This is a genomic window from Eisenbergiella massiliensis (assembly GCF_003435485.1).
The window spans coordinates 106,815-124,511 of record NZ_QVLV01000018.1 but is presented as its reverse complement, the minus strand read 5'-3'; the positions used below and the strand labels follow the sequence as shown (position 1 = coordinate 124,511).

Genomic DNA, 17,697 nt, shown 5'->3' with positions numbered 1-17,697 from the left:
GGGCCAAAACCACAGCCCCTCCCCCTCTGCCTAAGCCGGAAAGCCACGCTCAGATTCCCCGTCCGCCCCACTACCTACCCAGGATAGTGTTGCGGTATTCGTTGGCGGAGATTCCTGCCTGTTTCTTGAATACCCTGGAAAAATGGGCCATATCCAGAAAGCCCACTTCTTCCGCAATATCACCGATGCGCAGTGATGGGTCTTTGAGCAGTTCTTTTGCTTTTTCGATTCTGATGTTATTGAGTATTTCAGAGAAATTCTGGCCCGTATGTTTGTTCAGCAGCTTGCTCAGGTGCCACTGGCTGACATATATCTGATCAGCCACATCGGAAAGTTTCAGTTTTTCTCTGTAATTTTCTTCTATGTAGGCTAATGCATTTTTTACGATAAAGCAGCTTGCAGGGCTATCTGTCTCTCCGGCTTCCCTGTCTTCCCCGGCGGCGTCTTTATCGGACGGTTCATTGCCGGGAGCGGTTTGGGCGGCGCCTTTTGAAGCAGTATCTTTTATTGCCGGGTATTCCGGTGCATTTTCTGCGCTTTGTCCTGTGGGGCCTTTTCCGGCGGCATTTCCCGTGCTTCCTGTATTTCCGCCGCCTTCAGTGTCTCCAGCGTTTCCGGTCTTTCCAGTGTTTACGCCGTTTTCTGATTCTCCGTCTGTACCCATGATTCCCTGGCGCTGCAGGTTCTCTATCATGACGCGGATCGCTTCGTCCAGTTCATCCATTTTGGAGGGCTTGAGCAGGAATCTTGTTACGCCCAGGCGGATAGCCTGCTGGGCATAGTCAAAATCGCGGAAGCCTGTGAGGATGGTTATCTGCATAGGTCCGAACTCCGATTTCATGCCTGCAATCATCGTCAGGCCGTCAATCCCGGGCATACAGATATCGGAAATGAGGATATCCGGCCTCTTTTCCCGGATCAGCTTCATCCCTTCCTGTCCGTCGCCGGCGGTCCCCACCACCCGGCAGTTGTACTTTTCCCATTGAATCGTCATTGTAAGTCCCCTCACAATAACTGGTTCATCATCCACAATCGCCACCTTGTACATACGAATTATCCCCCTGTGTCATGTACTTTCAGTATTTCAGTTACAATGCTGCCGAAGGTTGAACTGCTAAAACAGTTTCAACATTTTTTCATTATAACATATACGGCCAAAAACGGAAAGTGTCCTGCCGACAGACACTTTCCGTTTTTTTTATTATTTTGCTGTAATTCAGGCAACCGAACTGTTTCATTTTCGTTTTTCCGGAATCCCTCCGGGAAAGGCGAAGCAAAAGCTTCTGTGCCTTATCCCTTAATGGCTCCTGCGGTCATGCCCTTGATGATGTATTTCTGCAGGCATACATAAACGATAATCAGCGGAACAACAATCAGGGAAACCGCGGCTGCCATCAGGCCGTAATCCGTACCCTGTCTGCCGGAGATTTCATTCAGCAGTCTGGTAATTGCCCAGTGCGCAGGGAAACGCAGGAAGAAGGTCTGGGTAAACAGGTCGTTATAGCTCCAAAGGAAGCTGAAAATGCCAACCGTGGCAAAGGAGGGTTTTGTCAGCGGCATAATTACCTTGAAGAAAATCTGATAAGCGTTGCAGCCTTCCATGTAGGCCGCTTCTTCCAGCTCCACAGGCAGTCCCTTAATGTAGCCGGAAAGCACCACGATGGCAAAGGCCAGGTTTCCTGCTATCTGCGGCAGCGCGCAGGATAACAGCGCAAGCCAGAGGTTGTTGGTATTAACGATGTGCCAGCTGGATTCCATACGGAATACGGGAATAATCGTTGCAAATACAGGGAACATCATGGCTGCGATAACCAGGCTGTTCATCAGTCCGCTGCCTTTGAACTTATAGCGGACCAGCGCATAGGAGGCAAGCCCTGCAAACAGGATAACCACTGCAGCCACCGTACAGGAAATCAGCAGGCTGTTTCTGTAAGCGGTAAAAATACTGAATTTATTGATTGCCTTCTCATAATTATCCAGTGTGAACAGCGCGCCCACAGGGAATGAAAAGGAGTTGGATACTATCTGTTTTTTATCCTTGAAGGAGTTCATGACAACCCAAATCAGCGGATAAATTGTGGTCAGCGCCCAGATAACCAGGACCAGATATACAAACAGCAGCCCTACGGAAAATTTCTTCTTTTTCATTTTGTATACCCCTTCCTAATAATCTTTTTCTTTGAAAATCATGTTGACAACCTTGGAAAGCAGGATGCCGAGCACTACGATAACGATTGCAACCGTACAGCTGTAGTCAATGTCCTTGCCCTGGAAAGCCCAGTAGTACATGTATGTACCGGTCAGCCAGGTCTCGCCCATCGGCATGCCGTTGGGCAACATCGTCCAGGGCAGGTCGAATACCTTCAGCGCACCCGTTACAGCCAGGACGCTGCAGGTGCAGATAACATTGTGGAGCAGGGGAAGGGAAATGTACCTTACTCTCTGCCAGGCAGTGGCTCCGTCGATTGACGCAGACTCATACAGCTCATCTGAAATATTGTTAAGGCCCGTCAGCAGAATGATAAAATAGAAGCCTACATACTGCCACATAACCGGAACCATCATAGTCACCATCGCGTGGGCCGAATCCTTCCAGTCCGTAAGCTCCGTTACTCCGAACATTCCCAGGAACTGATTCAGCATACCTTTGTCATACAGGAAAATCAGGTTGAACAGAAGGCCGAGTGCGGTAGCAGATACCACAATGGGGAAAAAGTAAACGATTCGGAAAAATTTTGCTCCCCTCTTGATATTGTCTACCATCAGGGAAAGAATCAATGCGATCCCTACCTGGCCGAGCAATGTTACCACTATCATGATAAGTGTGTTCTTCATGGCAATTGCCATATTTTTATCGGTAAAAAGCTTAGCATAATTCTTGTAAATCGGGTCATTCCAGCCCTTGGCGGGCGCCCCTAAATCCTTAATTATCTGGAAGCTGTTTATGATGTTCTTAAAAAAAGGATAAAACAGATACAGCGCCAGGAAAAGGAAAGCCGGGAAAAGGAAGAAAAAGACAGGTTTTTTATTTTTATAAATATTTGGTTGATTGTTCATACCAACACCTCTCTGCCCGTTTCATCGGGCGCTGATATTCTAAAATCAGACTGGCTTTTTAAAATATTGCTTTCACGGTTCTTTATTTACGGCATATCATCATTATTTTCTTTATGAAAGGGCCGGAGGAAATGCCTTCGGCCCTTGTGCTGTTATACACCGGTCCTGTATGATAAACAGGTCCGCATAATTACTCGTTCATGTTCTCAATTACCTGAGAGATTGCGTCCTCGATAGCTACGCTGCCGGTTACGATTTCAGGCATATGGTCAAAGATAGGTGCTCTCTGTTCCTGTGTGCAAAGGTCCTGAGCTGCGCCGGTAACACCGGTTGCTGCCTTAACCATATCAAGGCTGTCAATCTGCAGGGAATTCAGGGAAGCGGTATCCAGTGTAACACCATTCTTCAGAGCTGTAGCTGCTGTCTGAGCGAACAGGGATACATTTTCATCGGTTGTCATATCGCTGATGAAGGAAACTGCTGCTGCGCGCTTATCCGGATCGTCCCATGCTTTTTTGGTAATATACCATCCTGAAGAAAGTCCGCTGATGATATCTGTAGCCTTACGCTCGTTAGCGCCGGGAACAAAGGTTACGGTAAAGTTGTCAATATCTTCGGTAGCTTCTGCAATACCGCCCATTTTCCAGGAACCGTCAATGTAGAATGCAGACTTGCCGTCAATAAAGCTCTGGAATACTTCAGAAGCTTCTGCGGTATTGGTATTTTCAGAGAAATATCCTTTTTCAAATACATCCTTGATGTCTGCCAGGCCGCCTGCCCATGCTTTTCCTGCTGCGTCATCCAGAGAAGCCGGAACGGATGCATGTGTGGCCGGTGTGTCATGGTTGTATACTGCAAACTCGAACCAGTAATGAGGCTCTTTTGCCAGAGAAGCTGCGATAGGTGTGAAGCCTGCATCTTTAATCTTCTGGCAGATTCCCATGAACTCTTCCCATGTGGTATTTGCACCGGGGATTTCTGCGCCAGCCTGCTCACAAACGGATTTGTTTACGAACATGCCTTCCCAGAAGCCGTAGAAGGGAACTGCATATTTTTTGTTATCTGCGGGACATGCAGGAATCATATCGTCCTTCATGTTGGATGCATAATCCGGATATACGGAACGGATTTCATCAATGGTTACAACCTTGCCTGCCTCTACAAACGGGTTGGAGTCGTTTCCGTTGAAGTAGAACAGTACGTCGGGTTCTGCGCCGGCTTCAAAGTCGGAAATAACACGGGACTTAAAGGTTTCATCTGCGCTTCCTGAGGAATCTGCCACGCTGCAGCCATATTTGTCTTCCCATCTCTTTACTGCATCCTGATAATTCTGGACGTTGCTTTCCTCACCAGCAAAGGTTGTTGTAACATTCAGGGTGATTCCGCTCTTCACTTCCAGAGCGCCTGCCTCTGCTGCTTCTGTTGTTGTTTCTTCTGCCGGTGCTGTGCTCTCGGCTGCCTGGGACTGCTCCGCTGCTGTTGTTTCAGCAGGTTTGGATTCTGTTGCTGTCTGGCTTGCGCTTCCACCGCAGCCTGCCAGTGAAGCTACCATCGTGCATGCCAATACACAAGCTAATAATTTTCTTTTCATGTAAGAAACCTCCCTTTCGTTTTGGATGACTTGTTTTTCATCTGTACTTATCATATAACAATCAAGCGGAAAGGTTAATGATTCCTATTGTGATTATTTGTCTTTTATTGTTCTGTTCCGGCAAAAATCATTTATGCAATTTGACTGTTATTGTGCTGACCGTTTGATCCTCTTTGTAATTTTTGATTGTCAGGCCGCAGTCAGGGCCATATATTATCTTTAATCTCTTGTTCACATTGCGTATGCCAAGGCTGACGGAGTGCTGTTCGGCCATGTCCGGTGAATCGCTCAGCAGCGCCTCCACCTTCCGTTTGTCCTCCTGGGTCATAAGGCCGTCGTTTATGACTTCGATTTTCAGCTTGTCGCCCTCCGCATAAATATGCAGCAGGATCTTGCCAGCCTTGCCAGCCAGGCCGTGTTCCACCGCATTCTCCATAATCGGCTGGATGATCAGCCGGGGGACCTCTATGCGCATCAGTGTCTGATCAATCCGCTTCTCATACTGGAATTTCTCGCCGAAGCGCTGTCTGATGATATAGCAGTAGGCCTCCACATAGCTGATTTCCTCGGAAAGAGGAATCATCTGCTGCTTCTTCCTGTCCATGGTAGCCTCCATCATGGTGGAAAGGGCTTCGATCATACTGCTCACCCTTTCATTCCCTTCCATTCTGGCCTCCCAGTTGATGATTTCCAGCGTATTGTTCAGGAAATGGGGATTGATCTGGGACTGCAGCGCCATGATATTGGCATCCCGCAGCGCCAGCTCCTCCAGATAAATCTGTTCAAACTGGTTCTTCAGCTTATCGGACATGCTGTTGAAGGCATTATTCAGATAAAGGAACTCCCTGCTTCTCTCCTCTTTTTCGATCTTTACGCCGAAATGCCCCTTTTCGATTTCCGACGCCGCATCTATCAGGCCCTGCACCGGTACCGTAACATTCCTGTACAGGAAATAAAAAACAATAAAAATAAGCGGGACGGTAAAAGCCATCATCAGGATGGTAATATACCGGAGCGCCATTTTTTCATAATGGATGGTATCATAATCAAGCTTCGCCACATACCGGATGACATGATTATCCATTTTCCGCTCACAGATCACATATGCATTGTTGCGTCCCTCATGGTACAGGCTGCTTCTTCCCGCGCTTTCCTTACAGGCGTAGTCCTCCGCCCAGTCCCTTCCCCAGATCCACTGTCCATCTATGCTCACATCGTAATCCACAAACCAGGGAATCCCCTCGATGCTCTGGAATACGCTGTCTTTGTCAACATCCATAACGATAACAGCATACGGCTCATAGGCGGGCGTCATAATATTCCGGATCATATACAGATGATCCCTCTGCACCGCACAGCCTATTCCGGTATCTATTTCCTCCGATACCTGAGCCACGATATCACGTGCCTCATTCTCAAACTCCTTGATGCTGCCGTAATAATTACTCCTGTAGGTAAAATACACATCCTCAGGCTTATCAATAAAATAAACGATTGTACTTAAAAAGCTGCTGTCATAACGGTACATCTGTTCCAGAAAGTTGGTCACCTTTTCAAAAAGCTTCACTTCATTCTGGTCCTCCCGATACCGCTTCCAGCTGTCCTTGATATCCGGAATATAGGAAGCGCTTCTGGATACCCTGACCGCCGAGGCCACCCGCATTTCACATATTTCCACCGCCGTATCCATGGATTTTTCGATATTATCCTGCATCTGGACGGAGAACCGGTTAGACACATAATACAGGATGGCCATAGTTAAAATGGCCAGCGGCAGAAGCCAGCACATCAGCATCAGAATGGTCATGCTCCATTTCAGCTGCGCGGGCTGCCTCTTGTTCCCCGAAAGGCGGTGTGGTTTCCATATCTGTTTCATTGTCTCCCCCTCATGGTAGTATGAAGAAAGGAGCCAGTAAACTACCGGCTCCTTTCTGAACACTATCGTTCCTGTAAACTCTCACTCCATTTTCGTCTGCCCCGGAGGCATTGCCGGCGTACAGGCCCTGCCGCCCTGCGGCAGCCGGTTCCTGTGCTTCGTCAGCTCTTAACGATGCATGGAGAAGGAATCCATATCATAATTTTTCAGATTCTCATGAACGCCTCTGGCGTCTGCCTGTGAAATCAGCTTATCCCTGTCCTTCTTGGCAGTCATCGCTGCTTTATGGCGGCTGGGTCCTCCGACACAGCCTCCTTCACAGATCATGCCTTCAATGAAGTCCTCAGGCAGCTTGCCCAGCTTGAACAGCATCAGCGCCTTCTTGCATTCCGCAATGCCGCTGCACCTTGCCACCTTGATATCCGTGCTCTCGCCGCTTTCCTTCAGGCATTCCACAACAGCTTCCGTAACGCCGCCGCCATTGCCGAAACGCTTTCCGAATACGCTTGCTTCCTGGCTGGTGTTCTCTTCGGGCTCCAGTTCAACGCCCTTTGCACGCATCATGGCGCGGATCTCACCGAAGGTAAGTACGAAGTCCGCATTTCCTTCAATGCTCTTGTCCTGCGCTTCGGATTTCTTGGCAATGCAGGGCCCGATAAATACGGTAACGGTTTCCGGATCCTTTGCTTTCAGCATTCTGGATACTGCGCACATCGGGGAAACGGTAGTGGAAATGTTTCCAACCAGTTCCGGGAAATGCTTTTTAATATAATTTACAAATGCAGGACAGCAGGAGGTAGTCATTTTCTTACCTTCCTTAAAGCTCTCCGCCCATTCCTCTGCCTCAAATGCAGCGGTCATATCGCCGCCCAGGCCTACTTCAACAAAATCGGCAAATCCCAGCTTCTTCATCGCTGTTCTCCAGCTTGCCATGGTGATGTTCTCACCGAACTGGCCTTCGCCGGCAGGTGCCAGCATGGCAACTACCTTTTTGCCTTCACGGATTGCGTTAATTATGTCTACGATACTGGTCTTGGAAGCAATCGCTCCGAAAGGACAATTATGGATACACTGCCCGCACTGGATACACTTGGATTCGTCGATCTGGCATACGCCGTGCTCATCCATGGTGATTGCACTGACAGGGCAGCTCTTCATACAGGGCCTCTGGATTTTTACGATAGCAGAATAGGAACATGCCTGCGCACATTTACCGCAGCTCTTACATTTTTCGGGATCGATGTAGGAACGATCATTTCCAATGGTAATCGCGCCGAAATTACATGACTGCTTACAGGATTTTGCAAGACAGCCCTGGCAGAGGTCGGTTACCACATAGCCGGAGGAGATGGGACATTCCTCACAGGCTGAGTTGATAACCTGTACAATGTTGCTGCTTTCTCTGTTGCCGGGGCACTTGCCCTCAGCCAGCCTTACTCTCTGACGGATGATTTCACGTTCCTTGTAAATACAGCAGCGGAAATGCGCCTCGGGACCGGGAATCATTTCATAGGGAATATTCTCTTTTTTTTCATCCAGCTCACCGGCAAAGGCCAGTTTGGCAACTTCCGTGAGCACCTCGTGCTTAATCTTTAAGATGGTAGCGTCATCAGATACTATACCCATACTTTTGTGTTTATCCTCTTTCCTGATTGTTAAAAAATTAACTGGTACATTTAAAAACAAAGCTGGATTTGAGACAAATCCCAAGCCAGCTTATATTTTTAGCAAAAAGTAAAGTTGTACGGCGCCTTACCGGGGTGGCCGGGAGCCCTGCGGCTCCCGCCCCGTCCGGCGTAATATACCTTTCACAGAGGTATATTGATTAGTTATCTCCGTACAGAACCTGCAGCTTCTGCAGATAATCATATCTTTCCTTAGCGTTTTCAGCAGCCTGAGCCTGCAGTCTTGCAGCCTTTTCAGCATCCTTCAGCGCCAGGGAGGTGTATCTTACTTCACCGCCGATGAATTCCTGGAATTCCTTGGTCGGAGCCTTGCTGTCAACAACGAATTTCTTCTCTGCAGCAGGGTTGAAACGGAACAGATTCCAATAGCCGGTCTCTACAGCCAGCTTCTCTTCTGTCTGAGCCTTGCTCATGCCCTTCTTGATACCATGGTTGATACAAGGAGCGTAAGCGATGATCAGGGAAGGTCCCGGATAAGCTTCTGCTTCAGCAATAGCCTTAACAGTCTGGTTGTAATCAGCACCCATGGAAATCTGTGCTACATATACATAACCATAGCTCATTGCAATGCTTGCCAGGTCTTTCTGCTTCACTTCTTTACCGCCGGCTGCGAACTGTGCAACAGCGCCGGTAGGTGTAGCCTTGGAAGCCTGTCCGCCTGTATTGGAATAAACTTCGGTATTGAATACCATTACATTGATATCTTTTCCGCTGGCGAGGATATGGTCAACACCGCCGAATCCGATATCATATGCCCATCCGTCACCGCCGAATACCCACTGGGATTTCTTGGAGAGGAAGTCTTTGTTCTTAACGATATCCTGGCATACGCCGCAGTCTTTGCCTTCCAGAGCCGCTACCAGCTTGTCGGTTGCAGGTCCGTTGGTAACGCCGCAGTTATAGGTATCCAGGTATTCCTGACAAACAGCCTTAACAGCTTCGTCATCGGTATTGGCAAGAACGTCTTCAACCTTTGCCTTCAGTCCGCCTCTGATAGCGTTCTGGGCAAGCAGCATACCCATACCAAACTCAGCATTGTCTTCAAACAGGGAGTTGTCCCAAGCGGGTCCCTTGCCTTCTTTGTTTACGGTATAAGGTGTACTCGGTGAGGAGTTACCCCAGATAGAAGAACATCCTGTAGCGTTGGCAATATACATTCTGTCGCCGAACAGCTGTGTAATCAGTTTAGCGTAAGGTGTCTCGCCGCATCCTGCACAGGCTCCGGAGAACTCAAGCAGAGGCTGTTTGAACTGAGATCCCTTAACGGTTGTTTCTTTGAATTTCTCAAGTACTTCGGGCTTCTCGGAAACGGTCTGTCCGTAGTTGAAGATTTCCTGCTGTGCCAGCTGGGTTTCAAGAGGAGACATGCTCAGAGCCTTCTCGCCTCTCATACCAGGACATACGTTAGCGCAGGAACCACATCCTGTACAGTCAAGTACAGATACGGAAACCGCAAATTTCTTTCCGGGCATTCCTGTCATATCAAGAGCCTTCATTCCTTCAGGAGCCTTAGCCAGTTCTTCCTCTGTCATAACAACAGGACGGATTACTGCATGAGGACATACATAGGAACAGAAGTTACACTGGATACACTTTGTAGGATCCCAGGTAGGAACGTTAACCGCAATACCTCTCTTCTCGTAAGCGGAGGATCCGGAAGGTGTGGAACCGTCCACATAATCCTTGAATGCGGATACAGGCAGGGTATTGCCTTCCTGTGCGCTTACCTTGGTCTGGATATTGTTAACGAAATCAACAACGTCTTTTCTGTCGCCGCTTACTACTGCATAATCAAGGCCTTCGTCTTCGCAGTTCTTCCAGCTTTCAGGAACTTCTACCTTAACAACGCCCTTAGCGCCGGCATCGATAGCTGCCCAGTTCTTCATAACAACATCTTCGCCCTTACGTCCGTAGGTAGCCTTTGCAGCAGCCTTCATCAGTTCGTTTGCCTTCTCAGCAGGAATGATTCCGGTCAGTTCAAAGAATGCGGACTGAAGGATTGTGTTGATACGTGTGGGCCCCATGCCTGTTTCAATACCAATCTTAACACCGTCGATGGTGTAGAAGTTGATGTTGTGCTCAGCAATGAATTTCTTCACCTGTCCGGGCAGATGCTTCTCCAGCTCTTCTGCATTCCATGCGCAGTTCAGCAGGAAGGTACCGCCGTCAACCAGCTCCTGAACCATGTTGTACTTACGTACATAGGCAGGATTGTGGCATGCTACGAAGTTAGCCTGACGGATCAGATATGTTGATTTAATCTTCTTATGTCCGAAACGTAAGTGGGACATGGTAACACCGCCGGACTTCTTGGAGTCATAATCAAAGTATGCCTGTGCATACATGTCGGTGTTGTCACCAATGATTTTAATGGAGTTCTTGTTGGCACCTACGGTACCGTCTGCGCCCAGACCCCAGAATTTACAGTTGGTTGTTCCTTCGGGAGTGGTAACCAGCTCAGCGCCCAGCTTCAGAGACAGATTGGTTACATCGTCTTCGATACCAACGGTGAATTTCTTCTTTTCGGTGTTGCCGTAAATTGCAACGATCTGTGCAGGAGTTGTATCCTTGGAACCCAGTCCGTAACGTCCTGTGAATACCGGAACGGAATCGAACTTGGAGCCCTTCAGGGCAGCTACTACATCCAGGTAAAGAGGCTCACCCTGTGCACCGGGCTCTTTGGTTCTGTCCAGTACGGTGATCTGCTTTACTGTTTCGGGAATTGCTCCGATAAGAGCGTCTGCGCAGAAAGGTCTGTAAAGGCGAACCTTAACAACACCAACCTTGGCGCCTGTTGTCTTAATCATATAGTCAATGGTTTCTTCAATGGTATCATTTACGGAACCCATAGCTACGATTACGTGCTCAGCATCCGGAGCGCCGTAGTAGTTGAACAGCTTGTAATCTGTTCCAATCTTCTCATTAACCTTGTCCATGTAGTCCTGAACAATTCCGGGAAGAGCATCATAATAAGGGTTGCTTGCTTCTCTTGCCTGGAAGAAGATATCAGGGTTCTGTGCAGAACCTCTCTGGCAGGGATGGTTGGGATTCAGAGCACGCTTACGGAAAGCGTCAACTGCGTCCATATCCACCATATCCTTCAGATCTTCATAATCCCATGTCTCGATCTTCTGGATCTCATGGGAGGTACGGAATCCGTCGAAGAAGTTGATGAAAGGAATGCTTCCCTTGATAGCAGCCAGATGTGCCACTGCTGTCAGGTCCATAACTTCCTGAACACTGCTTTCGCAGAGCATAGCGCAGCCTGTCTGACGGCATGCATAAACGTCGGAATGATCTCCGAAAATGCTCAGTGCGTGAGAAGCGATAGCTCTTGCGGAAACGTTGAATACACCGGGGAGCTGCTCGCCGGCAATCTTGTAAAGGTTCGGAATCATAAGAAGCAGACCCTGAGATGCCGTATAAGTGGTTGTCAGAGCACCAGCTGCCAGAGATCCGTGTACGGCACCTGCCGCACCTGCTTCGGACTGCATCTCGGTAATATGCACGATCTGTCCGAACATATTCTTTCTGTCTGCGGTTGCCCATTCATCAGTAGCTTCTGCCATAGGTGATGAAGGGGTAATAGGATAGATAGCCGCAACATCGGTAAATGCGTATGACGCATGCGCTGCTGCATGGTTACCATCCATGGTTTTCATTTTCCTTGCCATAAAAACCTTCCTTTCTTATCCTTTATAGATAATTAAATTTTTACAATGCATATGCGGACGTAATCAAACGCATGCATACGCACTTGCCCTTAAGGAACCCCTTGAGGGCTGTTAAAAATTTATCTTATTGATATTCAATATTATACATCTAACATGCTCCGCATGGGTATACTGTTTTTATATGACAGTTATATATTTTTTTATATATTCTATTGCTTTTTTTTACCGGAAACGCTATGCTTAGAGCAGGTTTCCGGCAATTGTACGGAAGCGGATACATTTTGTATACAATGTATAAAATGAAATACAAACGCATATACATGGGAGGCTGTATTATGAATCTCAATGTACTACGATACGTAATAGAAGTTGAAAAAAACCGTTCCATCACCGGAGCAGCCAGGCAGCTGTTCATCAGCCAGCCGAATTTAAGCCGCGACATACGGGAACTGGAGGAGGAAATCGGGTTTTCTATCTTTACCCGCAGCTCCCGGGGCGTTATTCCCACGGAAAAGGGACGGGAATTCCTGGCCCTGGCAAAAAGGGCCGTAAAGCAGTATCAGGCCCTGGAAAATTACTGCACCAGGGAGGAACGGGACAATATCAGCCTGCATATCTGCGTCCCCCGCGCCAGCTACATCACCTGCGCGCTCACCTCTTTTCTCAGCAAAAACGCCAGGGGCAGGCAGCTGTCGGTAAATTATAATGAAACGGGAACGCTGGACGCCATCAGCCATGTGTCCGACCGCAGCGCGTCCATGGCCATCATCCGGTATCCTGACCGGTATGAAAAGACGCTGCTCCCCCTTCTTAAGCTGCGGGAGCTTTCCTATGAAACCCTTTATAAATTTGAGCTGGTTGTCATCATGTCGGAACGTCATCCCCTGGCAAAGACCTCGGTGCTGACCCAGGATCTTCTGTCCCAGGCCGTGGAAATCGTATGCGATGACACTTCCCTGTGCACCTATCTGCATGAATCCCCGGATGCCGACCATAATGAAAACAGCATCCATATCCACGAGCGGGGAAGCCAGTTCGATTTCCTTACCGGTGTGCCGGGTACCTTCATGTTTGTCTCCCCGGTCCCTGATTCCGTCCTGTCCAGATACCACCTGGTTCAGAAAAAATTCCATGGGTCCCCCAGAAAAATGACGGATCTGCTCATCTATCCGGAGGATTACAGGCCTTCGCGGGCGGAATCCGCTTTCCTGGAAATGCTGAAGGAATCTGTGCAGTAGAGGGGGAGGGGAGGGATACAGGTATCAGACCCGGGGGCCCTTGTCCTTCCCGGAGCGGTCGTGCCCAGCCTCCCTCCTTGGCCGGTGCGGCAGGGGTGTTCCGGTACCAGTCTCAAAAATGGGATATTTCTAACTGTCCCGTAAGGCCATAATTCTGCCAACGCAGCCGGAACTCCTCATGCAGCGACTGAAGTCGTCTGCATTCGTCAGACAGGCTGCTAAGGGCGGCAGGATTATGGTCTTTCGGGGCAGTAAGAAATATCACCATTTTTTCCAATGGTTCCGGTACACTCCCTGCCGCACCGGCCAAGGAGGGAGGCTGGGCACGACCGCTCCGGGAAGGACAAGGGCCCCCGGGTCTGATACCTGTATCCTCGGCCACTCGAAATGTTGTGTTTATAATATATTGTATGGAAAGAGGATTTGATGTAAAGCTAAAAAAGTATAATTTAATATAGAGGTAAAAAAATCCCTTAGCAGGTTAGGTATGTATGATGTGGCCCCAATAAAGTCTAACTTATTGGGGGCACATCAGTGGCCTGCGTGGGGATCTTTTAAATTTTTATATTATAATTTTTTACTTATAAAAATTTTTATGACTTTAATTCTTTGATTACTTTAGTTACTTGATTAGTTCAGGTCGAGGAACTGTTCGTAGATTCGGCAGACTTCTTTTGCCTGTTGTTCTTCTGGCATTTCGCAGAAGATTCGGATTAGGGGTTCGGTGCCGGAGAAGCGGCCTACTACCCAGCCGCCGTTTTTGAAGTAGACTTTGCTGCCGTCTAAGTAGGAGACGTGGTCTATTTCGTAGGGGAGGGCGGGGAGTTGTTTTTCTTCCAGGAGGATTTTTTGTACGGCTTCTTTTTTGTCCTGGTTGAATTTGTAGTCTCTTTCTTCCATGTATATCTTGCCGCATTCGGCTTCGATGTCGGCATAGATTTCGGAGAGTTTTTTGCCGGTGACGGCTATCATTTCTACCAGGAGGCAGGCGGCGTAAACGCCGTCTTTTCCGTGGATGTGGCCGCGGACGGTGAGGCCTCCGGAGGATTCGCCGCCGATGACTGCGTTGGTTTCGGTCATTTTGGCGGAGATGTGTTTGAAGCCGACGGGGACTTCATAGCATTTCTCGCCGAATTCCTGCGCTACCTTGTCGAGCATGTGGGTGGTGCAGATGTTGCGGACGACGGGGCCCTGCCAGCCTTTGTATTTTACCAGGTAGTAGTAGAGGAGCACCATGATGTCGTTGGGGTGGAGGAATTTTCCTTTGTCGTCAATGACGCCAAGGCGGTCGGCATCGCCGTCGGTGGCTATGCCGATGTCGCATTTTCCGTCCAGGACGAAATTCTGGAGGGGGCGGAGTGTTGCCGCGGTGGGGGCGGGAAGCTTGCCGCCGAAAAGCGTATCGTGGCGTTCATGGATGGTGTCAACCTCGCATCTGGCCGTAAGCAGTATGGTCTTGATGGAGGTTTCGCTTACGCCGTACATGGGGTCAAGGGCGATTTTGAGCCTGCTGTTGCGGATGGCCTGCATATCAATGTTGTCTATGATATTGTCCAGGTATTCGTTCAGGGGATAGATTTCCTGAATCAGTCCGGCTTCCAGGGCTTTGTCGTATTCCATGGACTTTACTTCCTCGTGTTCGATCCTGGCGATGTATTTTTCGATTTCATCCGTCTGCTGGGCGCTGGCGTCCCTGCCGCCTTCGGTGAAGACTTTGATTCCGTTGTATATCGCCGGGTTGTGGCTTGCGGTAATCATCATGCCGTAGGGCATTTCATGCTTCATCACATAAAACATGACAAGGGGTGTGGGCGCTGATTTATTCACAAGATAGGCAGTTACGCCCTCTGCGGCGAATACCTGGCCGGCCCATTGCATTGCTTCTTTGGCCAGGAAGCGTCTGTCGTAGCCGATGACGATTCCTTTGTCTGCCGCATTTTCTTCTTTCATTTTAAGGCACAGCGCCCTGGCAAGAAGCTGTATATTTGCCTTGGTGAAATCGTCTCCGATCACTGCTCTCCATCCGCCTGTTCCAAACTTAATCATAGGTTTTTCCTCCCTTTTTTACACGCGTCTGTAAAAACGCACTCTCGCCTCAGTTTTATTTTTATCCCATAACCACTCTGATCTGGTGGTGGCTGCCTGCCGGAAGGACCGGTATGCGGGAAACTTTTTTCTCGTCCAGCCAGATTTCCTTCACGCCCTTCATCACGCCGTCCGGGTTATCCACGGAAATTTCCATACGGGCGCCGCGCCATTCACGGGTCATGTAGAATTTCTTCCAGTCTGCCGGTACGCAGGGGTCGATGTCAAAATGGTCAAACTGGGGCTTCATGCCCAGCATATATCTGGTGGCGGAAAAGTAAGCCCATCCGCCGGTGCCTGTCATAAACGGATGTCTTGCCCGTCCGAAGGCGGTATGGTCGCGGCCCATAATGAACTGGCAGTAGGAATAGGGCTCCGCTTCCCTGATTTCAATTTTGTCGTTCTGATAGTAGGGGCAGAGGGCGTCGTAGAACTTCATGGCCCGATCGCCGCGTCCCAGTACGCATTCCGCCGCCCATGCCCAGGGATTGGGGTGGGAAAAAATGGAGCCGTTTTCCTTCAGGCCGGGGTAAACCCTGGTTACAAAGCCGATATCATCATCAGGGACCGTATAGGAGGGGGCATTTAACTGGATGCCGTAAGGGGTGTAGAGGTATTTATCCACGCTGTCCATGGCTTTTTTCCCTTTTTCCGGGCTGGCTGCTCCGGAAAGCACCGCCCAGGAATTGGATTCCAGGTGCACCTTGCCTTCCTTATCCTGATTCGTTCCGATCTTTCTTCCGTTTTTGGTGATGCCGCGGATGAACCATTCCTCATCCCACAGCTCTTTGTTGCATACCTCTTTTACCCGTTCCGCCATCTGCGTATAGGTAGCTACATCCTCTTTTCTTCCCAGGAAGGAGGCAAGATCTATAAAATTACACAGCGCCCAGTAATGGAGGAAGGATACCAGCGCGCTTTCGCCGCCGCCCAGGTTCAGGCAGTCGTTCCAGTCCGCACGGAGCCCCTTGCAGACGCCGGTCGCGCCTACCTGCTTCGCACTGAAATCCAGGATTTTTTTCATATGCTCATAAACGGTTCCTTCCCCGCCGTCCGCATAGGTGAGGATTTCGTCCGCAAAATCAAATTCTCCGGTCTCCCTGATATATTCAACAAGGGAGGACACCAGCCAGAGGGCATCGTCCGAGCAGGCGTCAGCGAGGCCATGCACATAGTCATCCTTATTCGGCGTGGGGATGACTGTGGGGGATTTGAAGGGCTTGACCTCGTTGTCAGGAACAAACCACTCCGGCTGGAAAAGGTGCAGTCCATAACCTTCTGACACCAGACCTCTGCAAAGCTCCTCCAGTCTCTGCCTGCATTTACCGGGATTGGAGTGAGGTATGGTCATGGCATCCTGTGCCGTGTCTCTGTAGCCCAGGCCGGTTCTTCCTCCCACTTCAATGAAGGAAGCGAACCGTGAAAACATCACATTGATTTCCGCCTGATACAGAGTCCATGTATTGATCAAAGTGTTCATACCCTCATTGGGGGTCTGAATCTGGAGTTTGTCAAATTTGCTGTTCCAGTATTTTTGAAGCGCGGCATAGGAAAGATCCACCGTATCCGTGCTGCTGTATTTTTCCCGCATCCTGCGTCCTGCTTCCCGGTTTCCTTCCCCAAGCATGAAAACAAGGCGGATTTCTTCTCCGGGCGCCAGCGTGATGTTCTTCTGCAGGCTGCCGCAATGGTTGTTGCCCAGCTCAAAGGAGCCGCCGCACTGCCCTTTTTCCACTGCAATGGGGTTATCCTCCGTCCGGTAGGGGCCGATGAATTTATCCCGCAGGCAGTCAAAGCCGTCCGGCTCAAAATTCCCGGTAAAATACTGGAAGCCGAACTCTTCATAAAAAAGATCATGTTCTATAATGCCGTCTTCATAGGAAGAACCGGCGCAGTACATGCTCATCTGGAAATTCTGGTTATCTATCATGATATGGTGGAAGGAGAACTCACAATAGGAAAAAACGCTCAGCTCGCGCACTCTGTCGCTGTTGTTTTTAAGCTTCACATCCCACAGCTCCACCGGATCCTCCAACGGGATGGAAAGCTTCTGGCTTGCCGCAATGTCCTTATATTCGCTTTCATATACCGTATAGGACATGCCGTGGCGGCAGCTATACTTCGCTTCCTCCAGGCTCTTGCCCACGGGCTGCCAGGAAATGCTCCAGTAATCCCCGTCCGCATTGTCTCTTATGTACACATAATGTCCGGGACGGTCCATAGGAATGCTGTTTCCCCGGAAGCGGGTGATTCTGTGGTATTCCGGCGTTTTGTAAAACATATAGCCGCCTGCCGTATGATTCACCACCGCACACATATCCTTCAGTCCCAGGTAATTGGTCCAGGAGGTGGGCAGGTCCACTCTGTCAATCACATATTCTCTTTTTTCATTGTCAAAATGTCCGTACTGCATATCTGCTCCCATCTGCGCATCCTTTGCGCGCATGCGGCCTTCGCCGCGCGTATCGTCAGAAGGAAGGGCGCTGCCTGA

The 17,697-nt window shown here is 49.3% G+C and carries 10 protein-coding genes; 1 reads left to right on the top strand and 9 read right to left on the bottom strand.

The features are described from left to right. Positions 1-70: 70 nt before the first annotated feature. From DXC51_RS21220 to nifJ, 7 genes are all read right to left on the bottom strand, one after another. Positions 71-1,048, bottom strand: a complete 978-nt coding sequence (locus DXC51_RS21220) for a response regulator transcription factor (RefSeq protein WP_117545363.1) — start codon at positions 1,046-1,048, stop codon at positions 71-73. 242 nt (positions 1,049-1,290) lie between these two features. Continuing rightward, the gene (locus tag DXC51_RS21215) at positions 1,291-2,148 is read right to left on the bottom strand and encodes a carbohydrate ABC transporter permease (protein WP_021633785.1); all 858 of its coding nucleotides are present in this window, start codon (positions 2,146-2,148) and stop codon (positions 1,291-1,293) included. 15 nt (positions 2,149-2,163) lie between these two features. Then, positions 2,164-3,057, bottom strand: coding sequence for a carbohydrate ABC transporter permease (locus DXC51_RS21210; protein WP_021633786.1), 894 nt, complete (start codon positions 3,055-3,057; stop codon positions 2,164-2,166). A gap of 190 nt (positions 3,058-3,247) precedes the next feature. Beyond that, positions 3,248-4,648 carry an ABC transporter substrate-binding protein gene (locus tag DXC51_RS21205; protein ID WP_117545362.1) on the bottom strand — a complete coding sequence of 467 codons (1,401 nt, stop codon included), beginning with the start codon at positions 4,646-4,648 and terminating at the stop codon, positions 3,248-3,250. 127 nt (positions 4,649-4,775) lie between these two features. After that, positions 4,776-6,524 carry a sensor histidine kinase gene (locus DXC51_RS21200; protein ID WP_117545361.1) on the bottom strand — a complete coding sequence of 583 codons (1,749 nt, stop codon included), beginning with the start codon at positions 6,522-6,524 and terminating at the stop codon, positions 4,776-4,778. Between the two features lie 168 nt (positions 6,525-6,692). After that, positions 6,693-8,144: a 4Fe-4S dicluster domain-containing protein gene (locus DXC51_RS21195; protein ID WP_025491283.1), complete on the bottom strand. Its 1,452-nt coding sequence runs from the start codon at positions 8,142-8,144 to the stop codon at positions 6,693-6,695. A 205-nt stretch (positions 8,145-8,349) separates the two neighbouring features. Then, positions 8,350-11,883, bottom strand: coding sequence for a pyruvate:ferredoxin (flavodoxin) oxidoreductase (nifJ, locus tag DXC51_RS21190; protein ID WP_021633791.1), 3,534 nt, complete (start codon positions 11,881-11,883; stop codon positions 8,350-8,352). Between the two features lie 335 nt (positions 11,884-12,218). On the opposite strand from nifJ, the gene DXC51_RS21185 reads away from it, so the two are divergent. Then, complete coding sequence (locus DXC51_RS21185; RefSeq protein WP_025491282.1) at positions 12,219-13,121, top strand: LysR family transcriptional regulator; 903 nt, start codon at positions 12,219-12,221, stop codon at positions 13,119-13,121. Positions 13,122-13,751: 630 nt separating this feature from the next. Here the strand turns inward: DXC51_RS21185 and DXC51_RS21180 are convergent. Beyond that, positions 13,752-15,167 carry a phosphoglucomutase/phosphomannomutase family protein gene (locus DXC51_RS21180; protein ID WP_021637342.1) on the bottom strand — a complete coding sequence of 472 codons (1,416 nt, stop codon included), beginning with the start codon at positions 15,165-15,167 and terminating at the stop codon, positions 13,752-13,754. Positions 15,168-15,228: 61 nt separating this feature from the next. Then, positions 15,229-17,619, bottom strand: a complete 2,391-nt coding sequence (locus DXC51_RS21175) for a glycoside hydrolase family 94 protein (RefSeq protein ID WP_117545367.1) — start codon at positions 17,617-17,619, stop codon at positions 15,229-15,231. Positions 17,620-17,697: the final 78 nt, after the last annotated feature.